General features: G+C 37.8%; 22 protein-coding genes. All 22 read left to right on the top strand.

Translation table 11 applies throughout. The annotated features are described in order from the left end of the window. Positions 1–21 precede the first annotated feature (21 nt). Entirely contained in the window at positions 22–699 is a 678-nt protein-coding gene (locus tag IGL90_RS08170; protein ID WP_002364174.1) for a DNA-3-methyladenine glycosylase, read from the top strand. After that, positions 656–1,141: a DUF3013 family protein gene (locus IGL90_RS08165; RefSeq protein ID WP_002388170.1), complete on the top strand. Its 486-nt coding sequence runs from the start codon at positions 656–658 to the stop codon at positions 1,139–1,141. The genes IGL90_RS08170 and IGL90_RS08165 overlap by 44 nt, the downstream gene beginning before the upstream one ends. Before the next feature lie 15 nt (positions 1,142–1,156). Next, the gene (prmA, locus tag IGL90_RS08160) at positions 1,157–2,104 is read left to right on the top strand and encodes a 50S ribosomal protein L11 methyltransferase (protein ID WP_002357075.1); all 948 of its coding nucleotides are present in this window, start codon (positions 1,157–1,159) and stop codon (positions 2,102–2,104) included. 1 nt (position 2,105) lies between these two features. Beyond that, the gene (locus tag IGL90_RS08155; protein ID WP_002370972.1) at positions 2,106–2,858 is read left to right on the top strand and encodes a 16S rRNA (uracil(1498)-N(3))-methyltransferase; all 753 of its coding nucleotides are present in this window, start codon (positions 2,106–2,108) and stop codon (positions 2,856–2,858) included. A 214-nt stretch (positions 2,859–3,072) separates the two neighbouring features. After that, positions 3,073–5,286, top strand: a complete 2,214-nt coding sequence (locus IGL90_RS08150; protein WP_002357079.1) for a RelA/SpoT family protein — start codon at positions 3,073–3,075, stop codon at positions 5,284–5,286. A gap of 23 nt (positions 5,287–5,309) precedes the next feature. After that, complete coding sequence (gene dtd / locus IGL90_RS08145) at positions 5,310–5,756, top strand: D-aminoacyl-tRNA deacylase (RefSeq protein WP_002357080.1); 447 nt, start codon at positions 5,310–5,312, stop codon at positions 5,754–5,756. Positions 5,757–5,895: 139 nt separating this feature from the next. Then, positions 5,896–6,117: a hypothetical protein gene (locus IGL90_RS08140; protein WP_002383130.1), complete on the top strand. Its 222-nt coding sequence runs from the start codon at positions 5,896–5,898 to the stop codon at positions 6,115–6,117. After that, on the top strand, positions 6,114–7,415 hold the full coding sequence (gene hisS, locus IGL90_RS08135) for a histidine--tRNA ligase (RefSeq protein ID WP_002366882.1): 1,302 nt from the start codon (positions 6,114–6,116) through the stop codon (positions 7,413–7,415). The genes IGL90_RS08140 and hisS overlap by 4 nt, the downstream gene beginning before the upstream one ends. A gap of 17 nt (positions 7,416–7,432) precedes the next feature. After that, a complete protein-coding gene (gene aspS, locus IGL90_RS08130; protein WP_048736778.1) occupies positions 7,433–9,202 on the top strand; it encodes an aspartate--tRNA ligase in 1,770 nt (589 codons plus the stop codon). Between the two features lie 153 nt (positions 9,203–9,355). After that, a complete protein-coding gene (locus tag IGL90_RS08125) occupies positions 9,356–10,192 on the top strand; it encodes a bifunctional hydroxymethylpyrimidine kinase/phosphomethylpyrimidine kinase (RefSeq protein WP_002385835.1) in 837 nt (278 codons plus the stop codon). Beyond that, on the top strand, positions 10,176–10,682 hold the full coding sequence (locus tag IGL90_RS08120; protein WP_002357086.1) for an ECF transporter S component: 507 nt from the start codon (positions 10,176–10,178) through the stop codon (positions 10,680–10,682). Before IGL90_RS08125 ends, IGL90_RS08120 begins: the two co-directional genes overlap by 17 nt. Continuing rightward, positions 10,679–11,248 carry a TIGR01440 family protein gene (locus tag IGL90_RS08115; protein ID WP_002365825.1) on the top strand — a complete coding sequence of 190 codons (570 nt, stop codon included), beginning with the start codon at positions 10,679–10,681 and terminating at the stop codon, positions 11,246–11,248. Before IGL90_RS08120 ends, IGL90_RS08115 begins: the two co-directional genes overlap by 4 nt. 142 nt (positions 11,249–11,390) lie before the next feature. Continuing rightward, positions 11,391–12,269, top strand: coding sequence for a YitT family protein (locus tag IGL90_RS08110; RefSeq protein ID WP_002357090.1), 879 nt, complete (start codon positions 11,391–11,393; stop codon positions 12,267–12,269). 420 nt (positions 12,270–12,689) lie between these two features. Continuing rightward, positions 12,690–13,727: a sugar-binding transcriptional regulator gene (locus IGL90_RS08105; RefSeq protein ID WP_002357092.1), complete on the top strand. Its 1,038-nt coding sequence runs from the start codon at positions 12,690–12,692 to the stop codon at positions 13,725–13,727. Positions 13,728–13,766: 39 nt separating this feature from the next. Beyond that, positions 13,767–14,768, top strand: coding sequence for a type I glyceraldehyde-3-phosphate dehydrogenase (gene gap / locus IGL90_RS08100; RefSeq protein ID WP_002357093.1), 1,002 nt, complete (start codon positions 13,767–13,769; stop codon positions 14,766–14,768). A gap of 126 nt (positions 14,769–14,894) precedes the next feature. Next, on the top strand, positions 14,895–16,088 hold the full coding sequence (locus IGL90_RS08095; protein WP_002357094.1) for a phosphoglycerate kinase: 1,194 nt from the start codon (positions 14,895–14,897) through the stop codon (positions 16,086–16,088). A 48-nt stretch (positions 16,089–16,136) separates the two neighbouring features. Beyond that, positions 16,137–16,892 (top strand): triose-phosphate isomerase, encoded by a 756-nt coding sequence (gene tpiA / locus IGL90_RS08090; protein ID WP_002357096.1) that lies wholly within the window; start codon positions 16,137–16,139, stop codon positions 16,890–16,892. A 131-nt stretch (positions 16,893–17,023) separates the two neighbouring features. Continuing rightward, positions 17,024–18,322 carry a phosphopyruvate hydratase gene (gene eno, locus IGL90_RS08085; RefSeq protein WP_002357098.1) on the top strand — a complete coding sequence of 433 codons (1,299 nt, stop codon included), beginning with the start codon at positions 17,024–17,026 and terminating at the stop codon, positions 18,320–18,322. 353 nt (positions 18,323–18,675) lie between these two features. Continuing rightward, positions 18,676–19,500: a toll/interleukin-1 receptor domain-containing protein gene (locus IGL90_RS08080; RefSeq protein ID WP_002360036.1), complete on the top strand. Its 825-nt coding sequence runs from the start codon at positions 18,676–18,678 to the stop codon at positions 19,498–19,500. 16 nt (positions 19,501–19,516) lie between these two features. Further along, positions 19,517–20,878: a deoxyguanosinetriphosphate triphosphohydrolase gene (locus IGL90_RS08075; RefSeq protein ID WP_002371997.1), complete on the top strand. Its 1,362-nt coding sequence runs from the start codon at positions 19,517–19,519 to the stop codon at positions 20,876–20,878. A gap of 211 nt (positions 20,879–21,089) precedes the next feature. Beyond that, entirely contained in the window at positions 21,090–21,305 is a 216-nt protein-coding gene (locus tag IGL90_RS08070) for a hypothetical protein (RefSeq protein WP_002357102.1), read from the top strand. A 143-nt stretch (positions 21,306–21,448) separates the two neighbouring features. After that, positions 21,449–24,220 carry a sigma 54-interacting transcriptional regulator gene (locus IGL90_RS08065; protein ID WP_048736781.1) on the top strand — a complete coding sequence of 924 codons (2,772 nt, stop codon included), beginning with the start codon at positions 21,449–21,451 and terminating at the stop codon, positions 24,218–24,220. The last annotated feature ends 31 nt before the right edge of the window (positions 24,221–24,251 follow it).

Raw genomic sequence — 24,251 nt, 5'->3', positions numbered from 1 at the left:
TGATAGGGAGTGGTGAAAGAAATGAAAGAAACGATAAATATCTTTAACACAAAAACAACTGAAGAAGTGGCACAATACTTGTTAGGGATGTATTTAGAGCACGAAACAGCAACAGGCGTTTTAGGTGGGTACATTGTGGATGCAGAAGCTTATTTAGGTCCTGATGATGAGGCGGCCCATAGCTTTGGCTTGAGAAAAACGCCACGCTTACAAGCCATGTATGACAAACCAGGTACGATTTATTTATATACTATGCACACGCATTTAATTTTAAATATGGTGACACAAGAACAAGGCAAACCACAAGGGGTGATGATCCGCGCGATTGAACCTGTTGAAGGTGTCGACAAAATGATTGAAAATCGCCAAGGACGTCAAGGCGTGGAATTGACCAATGGACCAGGTAAATTAGTTGCAGCCTTAGGAATTGATAAGCAATTATATGGGCAGTCGATTTTTTCTAGTTCGTTACGGCTCGTGCCAGAAAAACGAAAATTTCCGAAAAAAATTGAGGCACTACCACGAATTGGGATTCCCAATAAAGGTCGTTGGACAGAGTTGCCTTTAAGATACGTCGTGGCTGGCAATCCATATATTTCTAAACAAAAAAGAACAGCAGTAGACCAAATAGATTTTGGCTGGAAGGATGAAGAAAATGAAAAAAGCAACAATGCTCACATACTTAGAGGAACAACTTGAAAAACACTTAGGAGATTACGAAGTAGGCCTTGATTGGGATCGTAAAAACCATACCATCGAAGTCATTGTTCGTTTATATGCAGAAAACAATGAGCAAGTGGCGATTGATGATGTTGATGGTACGCTTTCAGAAGAAGAATTCATTGAATTTGAAGATGGTTTGTTATTTTACAATCCGCAAAAGTCTGTCGTTGATGACGAAGAGTATTTAGTCACAATTCCTTATGAAGGAAAAAAAGGGCTACGCAAAGCAGTTTTAGACGGATTCATTCACTATTTAAAAGTGGTTTTAGATGAAGGGCAAAGTGATTTGTTAGACTTTTTATCAGATGAAACAGCGGAAGTTTTTGAATTGCATTGGGAGCCAGCAGATTTTGAAGCGATGATTAAAAAAGTGGCAGAAACAGAAAAAGAACAATGGATTGCGTATCCAAGTTATTAATTTAGAGGTGAGAACATGAAGTGGACAGAAGTAAAAGTAGAAACGGCTAGCGAAGCAGTTGAAGCAATTTCAAACATTATGATGGAAGCTGGCGCAAGTGGCGTGGCCATTGAAGATGCGTTGGACATTGAAAATTTTGAAAGTGATCTGTATGGGGAAATTTTAGATAAAGAGCAATTCACCCACATTAAAGAAGGAGCGATTGTGATGGCTTATTTTCCTGAAACAACCTTCTTACCAGAAATTTTACCATTTATGAAAGAAAATATTTTACGCTTGCCTGAGTACGGCTTATCCATTGGTAAAAACGAAATGACAATTAGTGAAGTAGCAGAAAGCGACTGGGCAACTGCTTGGAAAAAATATTATCATCCTGTCCGTGTCACACGATTCTTAACGATTGTGCCAAGTTGGGAAGCCTATCACGCACAAGATGAAGCAGAAAAAATTATCACATTGGATCCGGGCATGGCTTTCGGTACAGGCACGCATCCAACGACTCGTTTAACCTTGCAAGCTTTAGAAACTGTTTTACGTGGTGGCGAAACAGTTCTAGATGTAGGAACGGGTTCTGGTGTTTTGAGTATTGCAAGTCGCTATTTAGGGGCTAAAGACGTCTACGCATATGATTTAGATGAAGTAGCAGTTGCAGCGGCAAAAGAAAATATGGATTTAAATCCCATTGCGGCCGATGTTCATGTGTCAGCCAATGATTTACTAAAAGGGATTGACCATTCTGCTGATGTAATCGTCGCAAATATTTTGGCAGATATTATTGTGTTAATGATTGAAGATGCTTGGCGTTTGCTAAAACAAGACGGTACCTTCATTATTTCTGGAATTATTGAAGATAAAAAAGCAATGGTTTTAGAAGCACTAACGAAAGTCGGTTTTGTGGTGGACCAACTCTTTAATCAAGGCGATTGGTATGCGATTATCTTGAAGAAACCAGAGGAAGAGTAAAATGCAACGGTATTTCATGAAAGAAGATTATCAAGAAAAAGATTTGTATAAAGTCGCAGATGAAAACTATCATCATATTGTGCGAGTTATGCGAATGACGCCGAATGATCGTTGTTATTTAGTATTTCAAAATAAAACTGCCATTTTAGCTGAGATTGTGGAAATTGATTCAACATCTGTTTACTTTAAAGAAATTAGTAAAGAAGAAATGGACAAAGAATTGCCAATTGAAGTGACGATTGCGTGTGGGTTACCAAAAGGGGACAAGTTAGAATGGATTGTTCAAAAAGGCACGGAGCTAGGTGGCAATCAGTTTATCGGCTTTCCTGCGAAAACTTCCGTTGTCAAATGGGACCACAAAAAAAGAGCAGCCAAAGAAAAAAGATTACAAAAAATTGCCACAGAAGCGGCGGAGCAATCGCATCGACAGCAGACACCAAGTGTTTCTTTGGTGGAAAAAACACAAGAAATCATTGCGCAATTTGACTCATATGACACAGTCTTGGTTGCGTATGAAGAATCAGCAAAACAAGGAGAAAAAAGTCAATTAGCACAAGTATTATCCACTTGCCAGCCAGGCGCACGTTTGTGTGTGCTCTTTGGACCTGAAGGTGGCTTTGCACCGCAAGAAATTGAACAATTTCTGCAGGCTGGGGCGAAACTTTGCGGGTTGGGTCCGAGAATTTTACGAGCAGAAACAGCACCGTTGTATCTTTTAAGTGTGGTTAGCTACCAAATGGAACTTTTAAATTAAACGAAAGCCCGCCTGTAAAATTCTTGTAGGCATTCTCTTTAAATAAACAGAGAGTAAAAAAGCGACAGTGATTGAAATTTAAGGGAAATTTAGTATAATAGAGTTGTTGAAAGTGCTACTGTTTCAAGTGGTACTTTTCTTTTTTATTAAAATAGATAAAACGTGAACGAAGTGTTCTTTATCCAAAGGTCACCTTCATAGAGGAGTGAATACCATGCCAAAAGAAGAAATACTGACAGGCCCAGCGGTCATCAAAATTGTAAGTACCTATATGGGACCAGAACATGTTGAGTTGGTTCAAAAAGCATTAACTTATGCTGAAAAAGCACACGAAGGTCAAGTCCGACAATCAGGTGAACCTTACATCATCCATCCGATTCAAGTGGCAGGCATTCTGGCTGAATTACATATGGATCCCCATACTGTAGCAACAGGATTTTTACATGATGTTGTCGAAGATACGGACGTAACACTGGACGATTTAAAAGAAGAATTTGGCGAAGACATCGCAATGTTAGTCGATGGCGTGACGAAACTAGGAAAAATTAAATATAAATCTCATGAAGAACAATTAGCTGAAAATCATCGGAAAATGTTATTGGCAATGGCGCAAGATTTACGGGTCATTATGGTGAAACTAGCCGATCGTTTGCACAATATGCGCACATTAAAACATTTACGTGAAGATAAGCAACGACGGATTGCACAAGAAACTTTAGAAATTTATGCGCCTTTAGCACATCGCTTAGGGATTAGTCGAATTAAATGGGAATTAGAAGATACTGCCTTACGTTATATTAACCCCAACCAATACTATCGAATTGTTAATTTGATGCAAAGCAAACGCGATGAACGTGAAGCTTATGTGGCAGAAGCAGTCGAAGATATTCGTTTAGCTACGGAAGATTTAGAAATTTACGCAGAAATATATGGTCGACCAAAACATATTTATTCAATCTATCGTAAAATGAAGGACCAAAAGAAACAGTTTAATGAAATCTATGACTTATTAGCCATTCGTGTTATTGTCGATTCCATTAAAGATTGCTATGCCGTGTTAGGGGCGATTCATACACGTTGGACACCAATGCCAGGTCGCTTTAAAGATTATATTGCTATGCCAAAAGCGAATATGTATCAATCTATCCATACGACAGTTATTGGACCAAAAGGGAATCCAGTAGAGGTCCAAATTCGGACCCATGAGATGCACCAAATCGCCGAATTTGGGGTGGCGGCTCACTGGGCCTATAAAGAAGGCAAAGCGGAAAAAATTGAAACAGATGAACTGACGAAGCAAGTCGATTGGTTCCATGAAATTATTGAATTACAAGATGAAAGCTATGATGCTTCTGAATTTATGCAAGGTGTGAAAGAAGACATTTTTAGCGACAAAGTCTATGTCTTTACGCCAAGTGGAGATGTAACCGAACTGCCAAAAGGCTCCGGACCACTAGATTTTGCTTACAGTATCCATACTGAAATTGGGAATAAAACAACCGGTGCGAAGGTCAACGGCAAAATGGTACAGTTAGACTATGTCCTAAAAAATGGGGATATTATTGAAGTCCTAACATCACCGAATTCTTTCGGACCTAGTCGCGACTGGCTGAAAATGGTTAAAACAAGTAAAGCCAAAAATAAAATCAAACGTTTCTTTAAAGAACAAGACCGTGAAGATAACATTATTAAAGGGCATGATGCTGTCATTAAATACATGACAGAAATCGGCTTTACACCGAAAGAATTTTTAACGAAGAATAAAATGGCGGAAGTGTTAGATAAATTTAAATTTCAAACGGAAGATGATTTATTTGCGGCAGTAGGTTATGGCGAAGTAAGTGCGCAAGTAGTGTGCAATCGTTTAACAGAAAAAGAACGCCGCGAACAAGAGTTGGAACGCCAACGTCAAGAAGCAGAAGAGTTGTTAAATCAGCCAGCTAAAAAAGAATCAGAAAAAATGAAAGTTCGTCATGAAGGCGGCATCGTGATTCAAGGGGTGGACAACCTATTGATTCGTTTAAGCCGCTGTTGTAATCCAGTGCCTGGTGATGAAATCGTTGGTTACATTACCAAAGGACGTGGCGTTTCAATTCATCGTGCGGACTGTCCTAACGTACAACATCAAGAAGAACTAGCACAACGTCTAATTGAAGTTGAGTGGGAAGATACCGAGCACAGTCGCAAAGAATACGCTGCCGATTTGGAGATTTACGGCTATGATCGTAGTGGCTTACTGAGTGATGTTTTACAAGTCATTAGTTCGATGACAAAAAATTTAGTCGGCGTTGAAGCTCGTCCATCCAAAGATAAGATGGCCCAGATTCATGTTACTGTGAAAATTCAAAACCTTTCTCATTTAAAAACCATCGTTGACAAAATTAAAAGTGTACCAGATGTTTATAGTGTTCGTCGAACCAATGGGTAAGTGTTAAAAGTGAGGCAAAAAAGATGAAAGTAGTTATTCAAAGAGTCAGTCAAGCACAAGTTGCGATAGAAGAGCAGATAGTGGGACAAATCAAACAAGGCTTCATGGTGCTGGTGGGGATTCATCAAGAAGACACGCCAGAAGATGTGGCTTATGTTGTTGGCAAAATCAGTAAATTGCGTGTTTTTGAAGATGACGAAGGAAAAATGAATCGCAGTATTCAAGAGATTGAAGGATCAATTTTGAGTATCTCTCAATTTACCCTCTATGCAAAAACTAAAAAAGGCAATCGTCCCAGTTTTATTGAAGCGGCTCGTCCAGATGTGGCGATTCCTTTGTATGAATTATTTAATCAACAATTAGAAGCAGAAGGAATAGCGGTAGCCACAGGAGAATTTGGCGCGGATATGCAAGTGTCGTTGACCAATGATGGTCCAGTGACCATTGTGATTGATACACGAGAAAAATAATTGATTTTCCTGTCGGAACCCCTTGACTTTCTAAGAGAACTTTAGTAGTTTATAGATAATATTAAAAATCTACGAAGGAACGAGTAAGTTTCATCTGTCTGCGAAGAGAGAGTTGCCGTGGCTGAGAGCAACTTCAACAGTGAAAGTGAAAGACATTCTGGAGATGGACGGAAGAAAAGCCGTCCCGTTACGAGCGTTAATCGTTGAGGAAAGAGTAAAATCTTTCAAAACTAGGTGGTACCGTGTAAAAGAGACTTTTACGCCCTTGTATGTTCAACATACAAGGGCTTTTTTCATTTTTAGAAAAAAGAAAATGGCGCACACATTTTTGTGGAATGATAGAAGGAGAGAAAGACAATGAGTTATCAAAAACCAAAAGGAACAAACGATATTTTGCCAGGAACTTCTGAAAAATGGCAATTTGTGGAAGAAACAGCTCGTTTGATTTTTAAAGATTATCAATACCAAGAAATCAGAACCCCGATTTTTGAACATTATGAAGTAATATCTCGCAGTGTTGGCGATACCACAGATATTGTTTCAAAAGAAATGTATGATTTTTATGATAAAGGAGACCGTCACGTGACGCTACGTCCTGAGGGGACAGCGCCAATTGTTCGGGCCTTCGTTGAAAATAAATTATATGGTCCGGAATATACGAAACCATATAAAACCTATTACATGGGGCCGATGTTCCGCTATGAACGCCCACAAGCTGGTCGTTTGCGTCAATTCCATCAAATTGGTGTGGAAGCATTTGGTAGTGAAAACCCAGCATTGGATGTTGAAATCATGGCTATGGCTTTGGACTTCTTCAAACAATTAGGCATCCAACAAATCAAATTAGTTATTAATTCCTTGGGGGATAAAGAAACACGTGCTACGTACCGTCAAGCATTAATCGATTATTTAGAGCCCCATATGGCAGAATTAAGCGAGGATTCACAACGTCGCTTACACGAAAACCCATTGCGGGTGTTAGACAGCAAAGATAAAAAAGACAAGGTGATTGTCGCAGAAGCGCCCTCCATTTTGGATTATTTAAATGAACCATCTAAAGCACATTTTGAAGCAGTAACTGATATGTTAGATTTACTAGAAATTCCTTATGAAATTGATAGTAATATGGTTCGTGGCCTGGATTATTATACACACACAATTTTTGAAATTATGAGTGAAGCGCCTAAAATGGGTGCGCAATCAACTATTTGTGCAGGAGGCCGATACAATGGTTTAGTTGAAGAATTAGGCGGCCCAGACACACCAGGTTTTGGTTTTGGTATGGGCATTGAGCGAGTGTTGTTAACAATGGAAGCTGAAGAAGTTGTGATTCCAGCGTTATCTGAATTAGACGCATATGTGGTTGGGATTGGTTCAGACACCAACGTCGCAGCTTTGCAACTTGTTCAAAGCATTCGTAACTTTGGTTTCTCAGCTGATCGTGATTACATGAATCGCAAACCAAAAGCGCAATTTAAAACGGCCGATAAATTACAAGCAAAATTAGTTTTAACAATCGGTGAAAATGAATTGAATGAAGGCATTGTCAACGTAAAATCAATGGCAACACGCGAAGAAAAAGCCTTCCCGTTAAGTGCTATTCATGATTCATTTGATGAAGTGTATGACGAAATGATGACAAAAATGATTGAAGAATAAAAAGGAGAGATTGAGAAATGGAAAAACGCACAACCTATTGCGGCAATGTATCTGCCGAATTTATTGAAAAAGAAGTTGTATTAAAAGGATGGGTTCAAAAACGTCGTGACTTAGGAGGCGTTATCTTTATTGATTTACGTGACCGTGAAGGAATCGTCCAAGTGGTCTTTAACCCAGAAAAGTCAAAAGAAGCATGGGAAATTGCTGATAAATGTCGTAGTGAATACGTCATCGAAGTTAAAGGTCAAGTCGTTTATCGTGATAAAGAAGCGATTAATCCCAAAATGAAAACTGGCGAGTTTGAAGTGATGGCGACTGACATTACGATTTTAAATACTGCGAAAACAACGCCATTTACCATTGAAGATGACAATAACGTTAATGACGAATTGCGCATGAAATATCGTTATTTAGATTTACGTCGTCCATCAATGACAAACAACATTAAATTACGTCACCAAGTAACGAAAACAATCCGTCACTATTTAGATAATCATGACTTTTTAGACATTGAAACTCCTTATTTAGGCAAATCAACACCAGAAGGCGCTCGCGATTATTTGGTTCCTTCTCGTGTCCATGCCGGTCATTTTTATGCTTTACCACAATCACCACAACTCTTTAAACAATTATTAATGGGGGCAGGCTTCGATCGCTATTACCAAATCGTTCGTTGTTTCCGTGATGAAGATTTACGAGGCGACCGTCAGCCAGAATTTACACAAATCGATATTGAAACGACCTTTTTAACACCAGAAGAAATTCAAACATATACAGAAAATATGTTGGCTGAAGTGATGAAAGAGACAAAAGGAATTGAGATTTCTGTTCCGTTTCCACGAATGAGCTATGACGAAGCGATGGCACGCTATGGTAGCGATAAACCCGACACTCGTTTTGCTATGGAATTAATTGATGTTGCAGAGGTAGTGAAAGACGTAGACTTCAAAGTTTTCCAAGCAGCGTTGGAAAATGGCGGACATGTGAAGGCTTTGAATGCAAAAGGCGCCGCAGATAAGTATTCTCGTAAAGATATGGATAACTTAGGTAAGTATGTGAGTCAATTTGGTGCAAAAGGCTTAGCTTGGTTAAAAGTTGAAGAAGATGGCTTAAAAGGACCAATTGCTAAATTCTTAACAGAAGTTAGTGATGAATTAATTGCTGCTACCAATGCAGAAGTCGGTGATATTTTAATGTTTGGTGCCGATAAACCTGAAATCGTAGCCGCTGCTTTAGGTGCGGTACGTACACGTTTAGGTAAAGAATTAGGTTTAATTGATGAATCGAAATTCAATTTCTTATGGATTGTGGATTGGCCGTTGTTTGAATATGATGAAGAAGCTGGCCGCTATGTTTCTGCTCATCATCCATTTACACAACCAAAAGCAGAGGATGTGGCCCGCTTAGCAACAGACCCAGCCTCTGTGTATGCGGAAGCTTACGATGTTGTCTTAAACGGCTACGAATTAGGTGGCGGCTCATTACGGATCCATACACGAGAATTACAAGAAAAAATGTTTGAAACGTTAGGTTTTACAAAAGAAGAAGCACAAGACCAATTTGGTTTCTTGCTAGACGCATTAGATTACGGCTTCCCGCCACATGGAGGGATTGCTTTAGGGCTAGACCGCTTAGCAATGCTATTGGCTGGGGAAGAAAATATTCGTGAAGTGATTGCCTTCCCTAAAAACGGGAAAGCAATTGACCCAATGAACAACGCACCAAGTTTAGTTTCTCCATTACAATTGTTTGAATTAAACATTGATGTAACAGCCATTGACGAATAAGTGTTAAATCCAAAGAAAGAGTGACTTCATTGACGGATGAGGTCACTCTTTCTTTGGGAAGGAAAAAGATAACGAAAGACTTAAAAAGTGGCTGAGCTAAAAATCTGCCAATTGGCTGTTTTTTCTTTTTAGAAAACTTTGTATGATAACTGAGTGTATAAAGGAGCGAAACAAATGACAAAAATAATTTTAACAATTGGCGGTTCCGATCCTTTTTCAGGTGGCGGGATTCAAACAGATTTAAAAACGTTTGAAAATCATCAAGTCTTTGGCTTATCAACTTTAACTTGCCTTGCTACAGCCCCCAAGAATCATTTTCAGATTCATGACCTTGAGACTTCTTTGGTGAAAGAGCAACTCGCTTCCATACCTGCCGGGAGTTTAGACGGCATCAAGATTGGCTTGATTCACAGTGAAGAAAGTATGCTACAAATTGCAACCTTTTTGAAAAAGCACGCAGGTCTGCCGGTGGTGTTGGATCCTGTCTTGGCTTTTAAAGAAACGACTTCAGTTTATGAAAAAAGATACATGCAGTTATTGATTGAAAAACTTTTTCCATTCGCAACGATTATAACGCCTAATTTAAAAGAAGCAGAATTACTCATTGGCAGAAAATTAACAACCGTCGAAGAAGTCCAACAAGCGGCGGAAGAGTTAAACTCTTTAGGAGCGGCAACGGTGGTGATTAAAGGTGGTAATCGTTGGCTTGGCCAAGAAGCACGTGACTTTTTTTATGATGGACAACAACATATTCAATTGGTCAAAGAAAAAGTAATGGCCCACACCATTGATGGCGCTGGTTGTTCCTTTGCTTCTGCAATTGGTGCGAATTTAGTTAAAGGATATCCGTTAATTGAAGCAGTTGATTTAGCAAAAACATACGTTCATGAAGCCATTGTTTCTGGGGTCCAGCTAAATGCAGCTTTTGGAAGTGTGTGGCATGAAGGATTACTAGCAGGAGGTGTGGCGGATAATGACAAGAAAAATTAGTCTATATGCAGTAATTACCGCTTTAACAGTGGCTGTGTCAATGGTCTTTATTATCCCCGTCCCAGCAACAAATGGCTTTGTTACATTGGCGGATGCAGGGATTTACATTGCTAGTTTACTTTTTGGTCCGATTGGTGGCTTGACAGTCGGAGCTTTAAGCGGTGGTTTAATTGATTTATTGTCAGGCTATCCACAATGGTTCGTTTTTTCGTTATTGATTCATGGCGGACAAGGTTGGTTAGCAGGGCACTTCTTTAATAAAAATAAAAAGATGCAAACGCTAGGATTACTTTTAGCCAGTCTCCTCATGATTAGCGGGTATGCTTTAGCGACTAGCTGGCTTTACGGCGTGGGTGCGGGGATTGCCTCATTACCAGGGAATATCATTCAATCCTTATTTGGGGTGATTGTAGCATTGCCTCTTAGTCAAACATTAAAACGTGTGTTACCAAAAAATGGTCGTTTAGAAGAAAGAAGGATGAACAAATGACTATCGATGAAAAAATGTTAAAAGAACAGTTAGTGACAATTACAGAAGAAGTCATTACAGCAGGAAATTTACAAAAAGGGGACCTATTTGTTTTAGGTTGTACCACCAGCGAGGTAGTAGGTGGCGTCATTGGTAAAAATTCCAGTGCCGAAGTAGGACAATGGATTGTCTCAACCTTAATTGAACAATTAGATAAAAAAGGCATCTCTTTGGCTGTCCAAGGATGCGAACATATTAATCGTGCTTTAGCGATGGAACGTCGTGTGGCTGAAGAAAAAGGCTTTGAAATTGTCTCGGTAGTACCACAATTACATGCTGGCGGTTCTTGTTCAGTGGCTGCCTTTGAAAAATTTGATGAACCTGTGGAAGTGGAGCATATTGTTGCTCAAGCAGGGATTGACATTGGCGATACATCTATCGGTATGCATGTAAAACATGTGCAAGTTCCTCTTCGCTTGAGCATTCGAACGTTAGGTGCGGCTCATGTTACAGCATTATATTCTCGTCCTAAATATATTGGTGGACCAAGAGCCCATTATGAAACAACCCAAGAACGAAATCGTTAAGATTTCGTTCTTTTTTCATTTCTATAAACATTTGATGAATCTTCCGTAATTATTATAGGAATCTCTTTTTTTCTCTCGGTAAACCACGTATAATATGAAAAGAAATGTAATTTATTGAAAACCTGAAACGAGGCTATTATTTATGAAAAAAATTTATGACGGACTGCCAGTTCATGACTATACAACAAAATTTTCTGTGTCGATTGTCTATGCTATTCTTGCATCAATTGCCATGAACTTTTTCTATCAACCAGGAAATATTTATTCCAGTGGCTTAACAGGCTTGGCACAAATTTTAACAACCCTCTCAACAAAAATTGTGGGTTTTAATGTGCCTGTCTCCATTACATTGTATCTGTTAAATGTGCCGTTATTCTTTATTGCGTGGAAAAAAATAGGTAAGAAGTTTACAATTTTTACTTTCATTACAGTGACTTTAACTTCATTATTTATGCATATTGTTCCGCAAACGGTGATGACCCAAGATCCAATTATCTGTGCTATTTTTGGTGGGGCGATTTCTGGATCAGGAATTGGTTTTGTCTTAAAAAACGGGGTTTCTTCTGGGGGATTAGATATTCTAAGCATTACCATTCGGAAAAAAACGGGGCGTTCTGTTGGCTCGATTTCAATTTATTTTAACGCACTAATTGTCTTCGTTGCAGGTTATTTATTTGGCTGGCAGTACATGTTCTACAGTGCGTTATCAATTTTTGTAAGTGGGAAGGTCACAGATGCTGTTTATACTAAGCAAAAGAAAATGCAAGTTATGATTGTCACCAAGAACCCAGATCGAGTCGTGGATGAGATTCAAAAGAAAATGCGCCGCGGTATTACAATTATTCATGAAGCGGAAGGGGCATATCGCCACGACCGCCAAACTGTTTTGCTAACTATTGTGACACGCTTTGAGTTGCCAAGTTTAGAAGCAGCCATGAAAGAAAGCGATCCGAATGCCTTTGTCAGCATCTCAGATAATGTCAAAATTTTAGGACGTTTTTACGAAGAAGATTACAAATAAAAGGATATGAAGCAACGAGAGAATGGCTGTGTCTATTCTTTCGTTGCTTTTTTTGAAAAATAAGTAAAAAAATGCTTTGTGTGAGGACCTGAAATTCCCATTTAAACAAGAAGTTAATTGAAAGACGTTCGTGATTTCCTTTGCTTTTGGTTTAATTAAATCTAATTATTCGGAAATAAGTCGCTATTGTTTCTCGCAAACGAATGCTTTGTTTGGATTTGAAAGAAAACGATGAAAAAAGAATCATTTTTATTGAAAAGACCCAAAAAAACTGGTACACTAAGTGTGTAATTGATAAGTACTTTTAATACTGTTATGAATAAATAGTAGGAAAAACGAACATCAATTCTATTTTTTTAAAGTTCATAGGTCGTTTTCAGTCTTACTTGGACATATTTCGACCCACAAAAGGAGCGCATCATGTTAAAAGAATTTAAAATGATTGAAGCAGTTGCTCCAGATATGCTCGATGTATTACAAGAAAGATTCCAAATTCTTCGCAATATTTATTGGATGCAACCTATTGGACGTAGAAGTTTATCAGAAACGATGGGAATTACAGAGCGAGTCTTGCGTACAGAAACAGATGTTTTAAAGCAACTCAACCTGATTGAACCTTCAAAAAGCGGGATGACATTAACAGAACGCGGTTTGGAAGTCTACCAAGGCTTAGAATTAGTCATGAATCAATTGCTTGGTATGCACCAAATCGAAAAAGAAATGACACAGTACTTTGGCATTCAACGTTGTATCGTTGTTGCAGGAGATAGTGATATCCAAAAGAAAGTTCTTTCGGACTTTGGAGATGTCTTAACCAATACGCTGAATTTACTCTTACCAAATGGTGAGAATACAATTGCGGTTATGGGTGGGACAACAATGGCCATGGTGGCCGAAAATATGGGATCACTAGAAACTGAAAAACGTCATAATTTGTTTGTTCCAGCCAGAGGAGGGATTGGTGAAGCAGTTTCTGTCCAAGCCAATTCAATTAGTGCTGTAATGGCCAACAAAACGGGTGGTAACTACCGGGCGTTATATGTCCCAGAACAATTGAGTCGTGAAACGTATAATAGTTTATTACAAGAACCCTCGATTCAAGAAGTTCTTACGTTAATTAGTCATGCCAACTGTGTGGTGCACAGTATTGGTCGAGCGTTGCACATGGCGGCACGCCGAAAAATGTCTGACGACGAAATGGTTATGCTCAAACAAAAAAATGCCGTGGCAGAATCGTTTGGTTATTTCTTTGATGAAGAAGGAAAAGTGGTCTATAAAATTCCACGAATTGGCCTTCAATTAAAAAACTTACAAGAAATTCCCTATGTCGTCGCAATTGCGGGCGGCAAAACGAAAGCCAAAGCCATTCGCGCATATATGAAAAATGCACCAAAACAAACGTGGCTCATCACAGATGAAGCTGCCGCAAACGAGATTTTAAAAGGGGTAACCCTTTAAAATAAAAAATTTTTGATTTTCATAAGGAGGAAATCTTTAATGACAGTTAAAGTAGGTATTAATGGATTTGGACGTATCGGACGCTTAGCTTTCCGTCGTATCCAAGATGTAGAAGGAATCGAAGTAGTTGCAATCAACGACTTAACAGATGCTAAAATGTTAGCACACTTGTTAAAATATGACACAACTCAAGGCCGTTTCAACGGTACAGTTGAAGTTCACGAAGGTTCATTCAACGTTAACGGCAAAGAAATCAAAGTTTTAGCTAACCGTAACCCTGAAGAATTACCATGGGGCGAATTAGGCGTAGACATCGTTTTAGAATGTACTGGTTTCTTTACTTCTAAAGAAGCTGCTGAAAAACATTTAACTGCTGGTGCAAAACGTGTAGTTATTTCAGCTCCTGGTGGTAACGATGTACCAACAATCGTTTACAACACAAACCATGAAACATTAACTGGAGAAGAAACTGTAATTTCAGGCGCTTCTTGTACTACAAACTGCTTAGCTCCAATGGCTAAAGCTTTACATGACAACTTTGGTGTTGTTGAAGGTTTAATGACAACTATCCACGCTTACACAGGTGACCAAATGACATTAGACGGACCACATCCTAAAGGCGACTTCCGTCGTGCGCGCGCTGCTGCTGCAAACATCGTACCTAACTCAACTGGTGCTGCTAAAGCAATCGGCTTAGTAATCCCAGAATTGAACGGTAAATTAGATGGCGCTGCTCAACGTGTTCCTGTAGCAACTGGTTCATTAACTGAATTAGTTACTGTATTAGACAAAGAAGTTACTGTTGATGAAGTAAATGCAGTAATGGAAAAAGCTGCTAACGAATCTTATGGTTATAACACAGACGAAATCGTTTCTTCTGATATCGTAGGTATGACTTACGGTTCATTATTCGATGCAACTCAAACAAAAGTGATGACAGTTGGCGACAAACAATTAGTTAAAACTGTTGCTTGGTATGACAACGAAATGTCATACACTGCTCAATTAGTTCGTACTTTAGAATACTTCGCTAACTTATAAGATTCATTCTTATCATTAGTGAAATTTGAACAATTGTGAAATAATAAGCGGGGAAGCAACGCGCTTCTCCGCTTTCTTTTTTTAAAAAAGAAAAATCCTAAAATTGACAATACAGGAGGTCTACTCATGGCTAAAAAGACAATTAAAGATGTAGATTTAAAAGACAAAAAAGTCCTTGTCCGTGTTGACTTTAACGTTCCGTTAAAAGATGGCGTGATCACAAACGATAATCGTATCGTAGCGGCTTTACCAACAATCAAATACGTGATTGAAAATGGCGGAAAAGCAATTCTTTTCTCTCATTTAGGTCGTGTAAAAACAGAAGAAGACAAAGCTGGCAAATCATTAAAACCAGTGGCTGAACGTTTAAGCGAATTACTAGGTCAACCAGTTACTTTTGTTCCAGAAACACGTGGTAAAGAATTAGAAGACGCTGTTAACAATATGAAAGATGGCGACGTTTTAGTATTTGAAAACACTCGTTTTGAAGATGTTGACGGCAAAAAAGAAAGCGGCAATGACGCTGAATTGGGTAAATACTGGGCTTCTTTAGGCGATGTATTTGTCAATGATGCTTTTGGTACTGCACACCGTGCACATGCCTCAAACGTTGGAATTGCTTCAACTGGTATCCCAACAGTTGCTGGTTTCTTAATGGAAAAAGAAATTAAATTCATCGGCGAAGCTGTTGAAAATCCAAAACGTCCATTCGTAGCAATCTTGGGTGGCGCAAAAGTTTCTGACAAAATCGCTGTCATTGAAAACCTAATTGAAAAAGCCGATAAAATTTTAATCGGTGGCGGTATGGCTTACACATTCATGAAAGCACAAGGCTATAGTGTTGGTTTATCTTTACTTGAAGAAGATAAAGTGGACTTAGCGAAAAGCTTAATGGAAAAAGCTGGCGACAAATTAGTTTTACCGGTTGATACAGTTGTCTCTAAAGAGTTCAGCAATGACGCTCCTTTCCACACGGTTCCTTCAACTGAAATCCCAGATGATGAAGAAGGCTTGGATATTGGTGAAAAAACAATTGAATTATTCGCTAACGAATTACAAGGTGCGAAAACAGTTGTTTGGAATGGACCAATGGGCGTATTTGAAATGAGTAACTTTGCCAAAGGAACAATTGGTGTTTGTGAAGCGATTGCTAATTTAGAAGACGCAACAACAATCATCGGTGGCGGGGACTCTGCTGCTGCAGCAATTCAATTAGGCTACGAAAACAAATTCTCTCACATCTCAACAGGTGGCGGAGCAAGTTTAGAATTATTAGAAGGCAAAACTTTACCAGGTTTAGCTTCTATTAACGATAAATAATCAGTTTAAAAGACAATATTTTTAAAAAAAGAAAAGGATGTGCTTTTCATGCGCAAACCAATTATCGCTGGTAACTGGAAAATGAACAAAACTTTAAGCGAAGCACAAAGCTTTGCAGAAGCAGTAAAAAATGCTGTTCCATCAAACGACGTTGTTGACGCTGTGATTGGATCTCCAGCATTATTCTTAGCTCCTTTAGCTTGGAACCTAAAAGATTCTGAAGTGAAATTAGCTGCACAAAACTGCTACTGGGAAAACGCTGGTGCCTTCACTGGTGAAAACTCACCAGCTGCAATTGCAGATTTAGGTGTAGACTATGTGATTATCGGACACTCTGAACGTCGCGAATATTTCCACGAAACAGATGAAGATATCAATAAAAAAGCCAAAGCAATCTTTGCAAATGGTATGACACCAATCTTCTGTTGTGGTGAAACTTTAGAAACGTATGAAGCTGGTAAAACAGCGGAATGGATCGAAGGTCAAATCACTAAAGGCTTAGTTGGTTTATCAAACGAACAAGTTGCTTCAATGGTTATCGCTTACGAACCAATCTGGGCAATCGGAACTGGTAAATCTGCAGATGCTAATATTGCAGATGAAATCTGTGGTGTTGTTCGTTCAACAGTTGAAAAATTATACGGCAAAGAAGTTTCTGAAGCTGTTCGTATTCAATACGGTGGTTCTGTTAAACCAGAAAACATCGCTGAATATATGGCAAAAGAAAACGTTGACGGTGCTTTAGTCGGCGGCGCAAGCTTAGAAGCAGACTCATTCCTAGCTTTATTAGATGCTGTAAAATAAGAAATCACTAACGGTAACGTTTTCTCAATGACTTTTGCAAAAAAATGTTTGCATAGTTTGCGAGAATTAACTACAATCATACATGAGGGAATCCCCTTAGTATAAATACAAACTCAAAGGAGAGACAAAACATGTCAATTATTACTGATATTTACGCACGCGAAGTCTTAGACTCACGCGGTAACCCAACAATCGAAGTAGAAGTTTACACTGAAAGCGGAGCTTTCGGCCGTGGAATGGTTCCTTCAGGAGCTTCAACTGGTGAATACGAAGCAGTTGAATTACGTGATGGCGACAAAGCTCGTTACTTAGGTAAAGGTGTTACTAAAGCTGTAGATAACGTAAACAACATCATTGCTGAAGCAATCATCGGTTACGATGTACGCGATCAAATGGCTATCGATAAAGCAATGATCGATTTAGATGGAACTCCTAACAAAGGTAAATTAGGTGCTAACGCTATTCTTGGTGTGTCTATCGCCGTAGCTCGTGCTGCTGCTGATTACCTAGAAGTGCCTTTATATCACTACTTAGGCGGATTCAATACAAAAGTATTACCAACTCCAATGATGAACATTATCAACGGTGGATCACATGCTGACAACAGTATTGACTTCCAAGAATTCATGATCATGCCTGTAGGTGCGCCTACATTCAAAGAAGCTTTACGTATGGGTGCAGAAGTATTCCACGCATTAGCTTCAATCTTAAAAGGTCGCGGCTTAGCTACTTCAGTAGGTGACGAAGGTGGTTTCGCTCCTAACTTAGGTTCAAACGAAGAAGGTTTTGAAGTAATCATCGAAGCTATCGAAAAAGCTGGCTATGTTCCTGGTAAAGACGTTGTTCTTGCTATGGATGCTGCTTCTTCAGAATTCTACGACAAAGAAAAAGGCGTTTACGTTTTAGCTGACTCAGGCGAAGGCGAAAAAACAACTGAAGAAATGATCGCGTTCTACGAAGAATTAGTTTCTAAATACCCAATCATTTCAATCGAAGACGGCTTAGACGAAAACGACTGGGACGGATTCAAAAAATTAACTGAAGTATTAGGCGACAAAGTTCAATTAGTTGGTGACGATTTATTCGTAACAAACACAACTAAATTAGCTGAAGGTATCGAAAAAGGTATCGCTAACTCAATCCTAATCAAAGTTAACCAAATCGGTACTTTAACTGAAACATTTGAAGCAATCGAAATGGCTAAAGAAGCTGGCTACACTGCAGTTGTATCTCACCGTTCTGGTGAAACAGAAGATTCAACAATCTCTGATATCGCTGTTGCAACAAACGCTGGCCAAATCAAAACTGGTTCATTAAGCCGTACTGACCGTATTGCTAAATACAACCAATTATTACGTATTGAAGATCAATTAGGCGATGTAGCTGAATACAAAGGCTTAAAATCTTTCTACAACTTAAAAAACAAATAATTCATTTAATGAATAACGCTTAAAGGGACAATTGGTTAATGAACCAATTCTCCTTATACTCGGACGTAAAAACACGCCTTTCTGCAAAGAAAGGCGTGTTTTTTTATATTTATAAAAATATTGAAAAAAATAGATTAGAAATAACTTCAACCGTACATCGCTCTATAATCACTTGTTTAAAAATAACAAAACATTAACAAAACAACATTATATAAAAATTTAATAAAACAAAATAATTGTTATTTTATAATTTTAGTATTGACTGGTTTCAGATAACGCTGTACGCTTAAAGAAATAGTATAGAATTTCACAAAAAAATGAAAACACAAATTTAACTTGGAGGATGTTGAGTAGTGAGCAACGGGAAAAAGATTTTTATTAGTCATAGTTCAAAGGATCAAGAATATGTGGATGCGTTTATCCAATTGTTGAAAAAGTTTGGGTTTCGAACACAGGATATTTTTTATAGTTCCACTATTGAAACGGGTGTACAACCAGGAGAATTAATTTTTGACACGATTAAAAGGGAGCTAACCAATCAACCTGTCATGCTGTATTTTTTATCTGACCATTATTATCAGAGTATTCCATGTTTAAACGAAATGGGTGCTTCTTGGATGCTATCAGATAAACACTATCCAATTGCGTTAAATAATTTTTCTATGAAAGATATGAAAGGTGTTATTAGCAGCGAGCGTTTGGCGATTGCGTTTAATGACAAGACAAGTACTAATGAAATAAACTGCTTATTAAAAAAGTTATCTCATGACACAGATGTACAAGCTGAACCAGATTTTGAACTAAACGTTGAGAAAAATATTCAGCCATTCCAAAATAAACTGACACAACTAATTCGGCAAGCAAGTTATTTAAAACCTGATGAAAAGGGATATTTTGAAACGACTCTTAGCACTCATCGTCCTGTGTATGGCACAGCAAAAGGGGTGTATGACTGTTTTAAATTACCTAGCTTAATTGAGCCTAAAAGTTTAGGTTTAGACACGCTATCAGAGGATGAAAGCCATTGGCTATTCTTTTTTCTTACGTGGGGAACTTTTCAAGAAGGCGAAAAAGTGCGGTTTAAATTGAAAAAGGATAAGGCGTATAACAATCGGGAATTCAGTGATATTGGTAAATGTAAAAATATTTACGTCTCTTATTTAGAGAAGGTAGAGTAATTGGAGGAGGTAATAAATGAAAATGAATTGGCGTCAGTTGGTTGGTACATATCGTATTTCTGATAATGGTAAACAATATCAAAATGACTGGTTAAATAAGCAAGTTGATTTAGCCACAGAACTTCGTAAATCTTTTGATAGTGACTATCGTAGAGTAATTAAAAGTGATGCATTTAGACGTTTACAAGACAAAACACAAGTTTTTCCTTTAGAACGTAATGATTTTGTAAGAACGCGTTTAACGCATAGCTTAGAAGTGGCAATGCATAGCAGGGATATACTTAGATTAGTTATTTCACAGTTGAACGAACGAAACATTGAGGTTATGGAATTATCAGAATGCTATCGGTTGTTAGAAACAGCTGCATTAATCCATGATATTGGCAATCCCCCTTTTGGACATTTTGGGGAAGAAGCCATTCGTATTTGGTTTGAAAAAAATGGTCCTTTGTATGCTTGTTGGTCTGATTTTTCGGAGCAACAACAAAATGATTTTCTTAACTTTGAAGGCAACGCTCAAACCATCCGACTTTTAACAAAACTGCATCATGATAATGGGACTTCTAAAGCAGGAATGAAACTAACAGCCACGACATTAGATACAGTTATCAAATATACGGCATCTTCAGATCAATTAAATAAGCAACAGCTTTTGTCTAAAAAAGTTGGCTATTTTTACTCGGAAAAACAAGTGTTTAACGCCATTAAATTTGCGACAGGAACACAAAATAAGCGACACCCATTAGTCTTTTTGTTAGAAGCTTCAGATGATATCGCCTATACTTTTTCAGATATCGAAGATGCCTATAATTATGGTTTATACAGCTATCAAGATTTAAAGCAGTTTGTTGATGGGCAAACAGGAACAAAAAAATTTTTAATGTTAGAAAAAGATAAAACAGAAGAAGCTACCTTACAAGAATTTTTGAGAAAGACACAAAGAGCTGTTTGTCAAAGCGTAGCGAAAAATTTTGCTAATCATTATGACTTAATTATGAGAGGTATCTATCATAATGAAATTATCATTGAAGATTGTGATGAAGTGAAATGCTTTCAGGCATTAAAAAACTTTTCTAGAGCCTATGTTTTTCAAACAAAAACAATTTTGGATCAAGAGGTATTGGGCTTCAATATCATCAATCGTTTACTAGATGAATTTGTTCCAGTCGTACTAAAATACGAAAAAGTTTCCATGAATAAGTATGAGGAGCGAATCTTTAATAATATTTCGGAAAGCGCGAAAGCGTTGTATAGAAGAGAAGCAAAGAACGCTACAGAAGCAGAAAAAGACTATTATCGTTTGAAAATGGCGGTGGACTTTGTATGTAATATGACGGATGGATATGCCAAAAAAGTTTATGATACATTATTCACTTAAAATTTGAGAAAAAGCTTCTCAGCGGTTGCCGCCGCTGAAGAAAACTAGTTCATTGCACAGGCTGATCGTTTCAGTAAAAATTTTAAAGATGCTAGTAATTTCACTGAAAATCGGGTACACTAAAATTAGCTAGTGTAACTAGCAAAAAAGGCAACTGGAATAGATAGGTTGTGCTGTCTATGAAGGGCTTTGTTTGTCAGGTGGTGCTGACATGCAAAGTGCCTTTTTTCTTTTTCTCAACATTTTAAGGACAAAAAACGATTGCAACATGTCACAATCGCTAACCTCGGAGAAAAAGGAATTTTTCTCCAATGGCCATTTCGATAACCTGTTGTGTGTTTCGAAACATTCAGAACGGTGGTGCGTTCTTTCAGTGCCTAATTATCCAATTCGTTTCTTGTTCCTCTATTTACAGTATACTGAATGAAAGCCTATTCTGCAATGATAGAATCAGGTTCCTGTGATTAAATAACATAAAAAATGGGCTCCTTATATAAAGAAAAATAACAAAAGAAATTTTGAATATTGACGTTTTTTTTAGGTACGTTATGATAAATGAGAGGTGATTTTATGTTAAAAATGCAAATTGTTGATTATTTACGCAATCAAACAGCTTTTTTTGAACCATCTTTAGTCAGTGAAATTTTCACAGCAAGCAATATTGCAACGACATTTTCTATCAAACGAAATACAGCTAGTCACTATTTAAATCAGTTAAACGAAGAAGGAATTCTAGTTAAGATCAATACACGACCAGTTTACTTTTTTCATAAAGAAGCGTTTCAGCAACAAAACTATCTTTTAAAAAGAACTGTTTATCAAAGTTTCCAAGAAATGATCGATGAACAGCCTGTTTTTGATCGCAAAAGTGATTTTTTTCAGTCGGTCATTGGTTATCGCGGTAGTTTAGCCCAGACCATCGAACAATTAAAAATGGCAGCGCTTTATCCTGGCGGTGGATTGCCTGTCTTAATTACAGGTGAAAGTGGTACGGGTAAAAGTTTTTTAGCATCCTTATATTATCAGTTTTGTCTTTCAAAAGAACTACTTGACGATTCAGCACCTTTTGTAACAGTTAATTGTGCGCAATATGCCAACAATCCAGAGCTTTTAACTAGTCAATTATTTGGGCATCTTAAAGGCGCTTTTACGGGAGCAGATTCCGATAAAATTGGGGCCTTTCAAAGTGCAGAAGGGGGCGTTTTATTTTTAGATGAAGTTCATCGTTTGAGTCCTGAAGGGCAGGAAAAATTGTTTACATTTTTAGATCAGGGCATTATTTATCGAATGGGTGAAACCAATCGGCCCATTCCTGTTACGTGTCGGTTGTGCTTTGCCACAACTGAAGAAATTTCTAGCACCTTTTTAACGACATTTTTAAGACGAATTCCTATTCAAATTAAAATCCCAAGTCTTGCTGAACGCACTCAAGCGGAAAGAAAACAATTAATTATGCGAGCATTTTATGAGGAACAGCAAGCTATTCAAAAAGCAGTTACTATCACGCCACAAGTTATCCAACTTTTAGAAAACCACCATTATGTAGGCAATGTAGGTGAATTAAGAAATAATATAAAAATTATTACTGCACGCAGCTTTGCCGCCAATCTTGATAAACGTGTTATTCCAATCACTTTACACGATCTACCGAAAGAATTTCTGGATCAATCAATCAAACTAGCTCCTGATGAAAATGAATTGCCTATTCGTTTAGATGAGCAAACAAATCTGGTTAGTTTGTTAGAGGAAACAGAGCTTGCGCAAAGAAGAATTATCCAGAGTTATGAACGAATCCTTCGTCTTTATGTCTCTCACCATCATCATCTTTCCACTGCTAATAACGACATCTCGAAAGAAATTGAACGCTTATTCGATGATTTATTATTTGAAAAGAAGCGAGAGAAAAATCACGAAATGCTATTGTTTATTACGCAAAATATCCGTCAATTATTGGAAACGATTGAATCGTCTTATCAAATTCGGTTTAATGGCAGTTTAGTCTATGCATTAAGCACCTATCTGTTTCAACGAAGATGTATTGATTGGTTTCCAGAAAAAGAACCTACAACAGTCATTGACGAACTTTTAACAGAAGTTCAAACCAAATTAGCAACTAGTTATGGCTACGCTGAACAACTGTTAACTTTAGTGAAACGTTCATTAGATATTGAGCTATCCCAGATGGATCGAATTATTGTCACCATTTATCTTCACTCTTCGGGTTCAGTAAAGGAAAGTCACTATCCGAAAGCGGTGATTGTTGCCCACGGATATGCCACAGCAAGTAGTATTGCGAATGTTGCAAATCGGCTGTTAAATGTGCCAATTTTTCAATCGTTTGACATGCCGTTAGATGTTACTCCCAAAAAAATTTCCGAACACTTAATTCACTATATGGAACGTCAAGAAACGAGGAATGGTTTAGTAATTCTTTTTGATATGGGTTCATTGAAAGAAATTTATCAGTATTTTCCGGCAGAAGAAGAAGGTCCTTTTTTATTAATGAATAATGTGACAACAAGCTTGGCTCTATCTATAGGAGAAGCCATTAAAGACGAAGTTTCTTTTGAAGAATTGCCCCAAAAAGCGTTAAAGGTTCATCCAAATGAATGGGAAATCATATTACCTGAAAATAAAACGGAACGTGTCATTTTAACAACGTGTAGTACCGGAATTGGCACAGCCGTTAAAATTAGAGATTTACTTGAAAAAAGTTTACCTGCGGAAGCACAATTAAAGATTATTCCTTGTGAATATAATCAATTACGTAATGCAGAGTCGATCAAAGAAAGTTTTCCAGAATATGAGATTGTCGGCATCATCGGTACAAACAACCCGTCTTCAAATGACCTCCCGTACATCTCTTTAGAAGAGTTGATTGCAGGAAAAGGAATTACGACCCTTTTAGAATGGACAAAGAGAGAATTAACTAAAGATATGCTGTCCTATGTAAATCATGAGTTGATTCGTAACTTTTCATTAGATCGGGTCATTCAATCAGTGACGATTTTAGATACAGAAAAAATTATTCGACAAGTAGAAGTCTTTTTAATTCAATTAGAAGAGCGGTGGCAACAAACGATTCAAAATGATCGTAAATTGGCGGTATATGTCCATGTCAGTTGTTTAATTGAACGATTGATCCGGAATGAACCTATTGAAAATTATAATGGCGCCGAACAATTAAAGCAGTGTCAAAGAACGGTCTTGCAAGAGTTAAAAGAGGCGTTTAGTGTCATTGAAAAAGTTTATAGTGTCAATATACCTGAATCGGAGCTTTTTTATGTCTATGATGTGTTGTTTGGAAAAACGGAGTTTAACAACGCAGAAAGCGATTTTTAAAATAAAAAGGAGGGAGTGCCACTTTTTTGGC

It is taken from the genome of Enterococcus sp. DIV1307a (genome assembly GCF_050537425.1).
Lineage (GTDB): Bacteria > Bacillota > Bacilli > Lactobacillales > Enterococcaceae > Enterococcus > Enterococcus faecalis.
The sequence above is the reverse complement of the archived record's forward strand: the minus strand, read 5'-3'. Positions and strand labels throughout refer to the sequence as shown.

Coding starts and splice junctions, on each gene's coding strand:
- IGL90_RS08170 (WP_002364174.1), top strand. CDS start 22: ATGAAAGAAACGATAAATATCTTTAACACAAAAACAACTGAAGAAGTG.
- IGL90_RS08165 (WP_002388170.1), top strand. CDS start 656: ATGAAAAAAGCAACAATGCTCACATACTTAGAGGAACAACTTGAAAAA.
- prmA (WP_002357075.1), top strand. CDS start 1,157: ATGAAGTGGACAGAAGTAAAAGTAGAAACGGCTAGCGAAGCAGTTGAA.
- IGL90_RS08155 (WP_002370972.1), top strand. CDS start 2,106: ATGCAACGGTATTTCATGAAAGAAGATTATCAAGAAAAAGATTTGTAT.
- IGL90_RS08150 (WP_002357079.1), top strand. CDS start 3,073: ATGCCAAAAGAAGAAATACTGACAGGCCCAGCGGTCATCAAAATTGTA.
- dtd (WP_002357080.1), top strand. CDS start 5,310: ATGAAAGTAGTTATTCAAAGAGTCAGTCAAGCACAAGTTGCGATAGAA.
- hisS (WP_002366882.1), top strand. CDS start 6,114: ATGAGTTATCAAAAACCAAAAGGAACAAACGATATTTTGCCAGGAACT.
- aspS (WP_048736778.1), top strand. CDS start 7,433: ATGGAAAAACGCACAACCTATTGCGGCAATGTATCTGCCGAATTTATT.
- IGL90_RS08120 (WP_002357086.1), top strand. CDS start 10,176: ATGACAAGAAAAATTAGTCTATATGCAGTAATTACCGCTTTAACAGTG.
- IGL90_RS08115 (WP_002365825.1), top strand. CDS start 10,679: ATGACTATCGATGAAAAAATGTTAAAAGAACAGTTAGTGACAATTACA.
- IGL90_RS08110 (WP_002357090.1), top strand. CDS start 11,391: ATGAAAAAAATTTATGACGGACTGCCAGTTCATGACTATACAACAAAA.
- IGL90_RS08105 (WP_002357092.1), top strand. CDS start 12,690: ATGTTAAAAGAATTTAAAATGATTGAAGCAGTTGCTCCAGATATGCTC.
- gap (WP_002357093.1), top strand. CDS start 13,767: ATGACAGTTAAAGTAGGTATTAATGGATTTGGACGTATCGGACGCTTA.
- IGL90_RS08095 (WP_002357094.1), top strand. CDS start 14,895: ATGGCTAAAAAGACAATTAAAGATGTAGATTTAAAAGACAAAAAAGTC.
- tpiA (WP_002357096.1), top strand. CDS start 16,137: ATGCGCAAACCAATTATCGCTGGTAACTGGAAAATGAACAAAACTTTA.
- eno (WP_002357098.1), top strand. CDS start 17,024: ATGTCAATTATTACTGATATTTACGCACGCGAAGTCTTAGACTCACGC.
- IGL90_RS08075 (WP_002371997.1), top strand. CDS start 19,517: ATGAAAATGAATTGGCGTCAGTTGGTTGGTACATATCGTATTTCTGAT.
- IGL90_RS08070 (WP_002357102.1), top strand. CDS start 21,090: ATGCAAAGTGCCTTTTTTCTTTTTCTCAACATTTTAAGGACAAAAAAC.
- IGL90_RS08065 (WP_048736781.1), top strand. CDS start 21,449: ATGTTAAAAATGCAAATTGTTGATTATTTACGCAATCAAACAGCTTTT.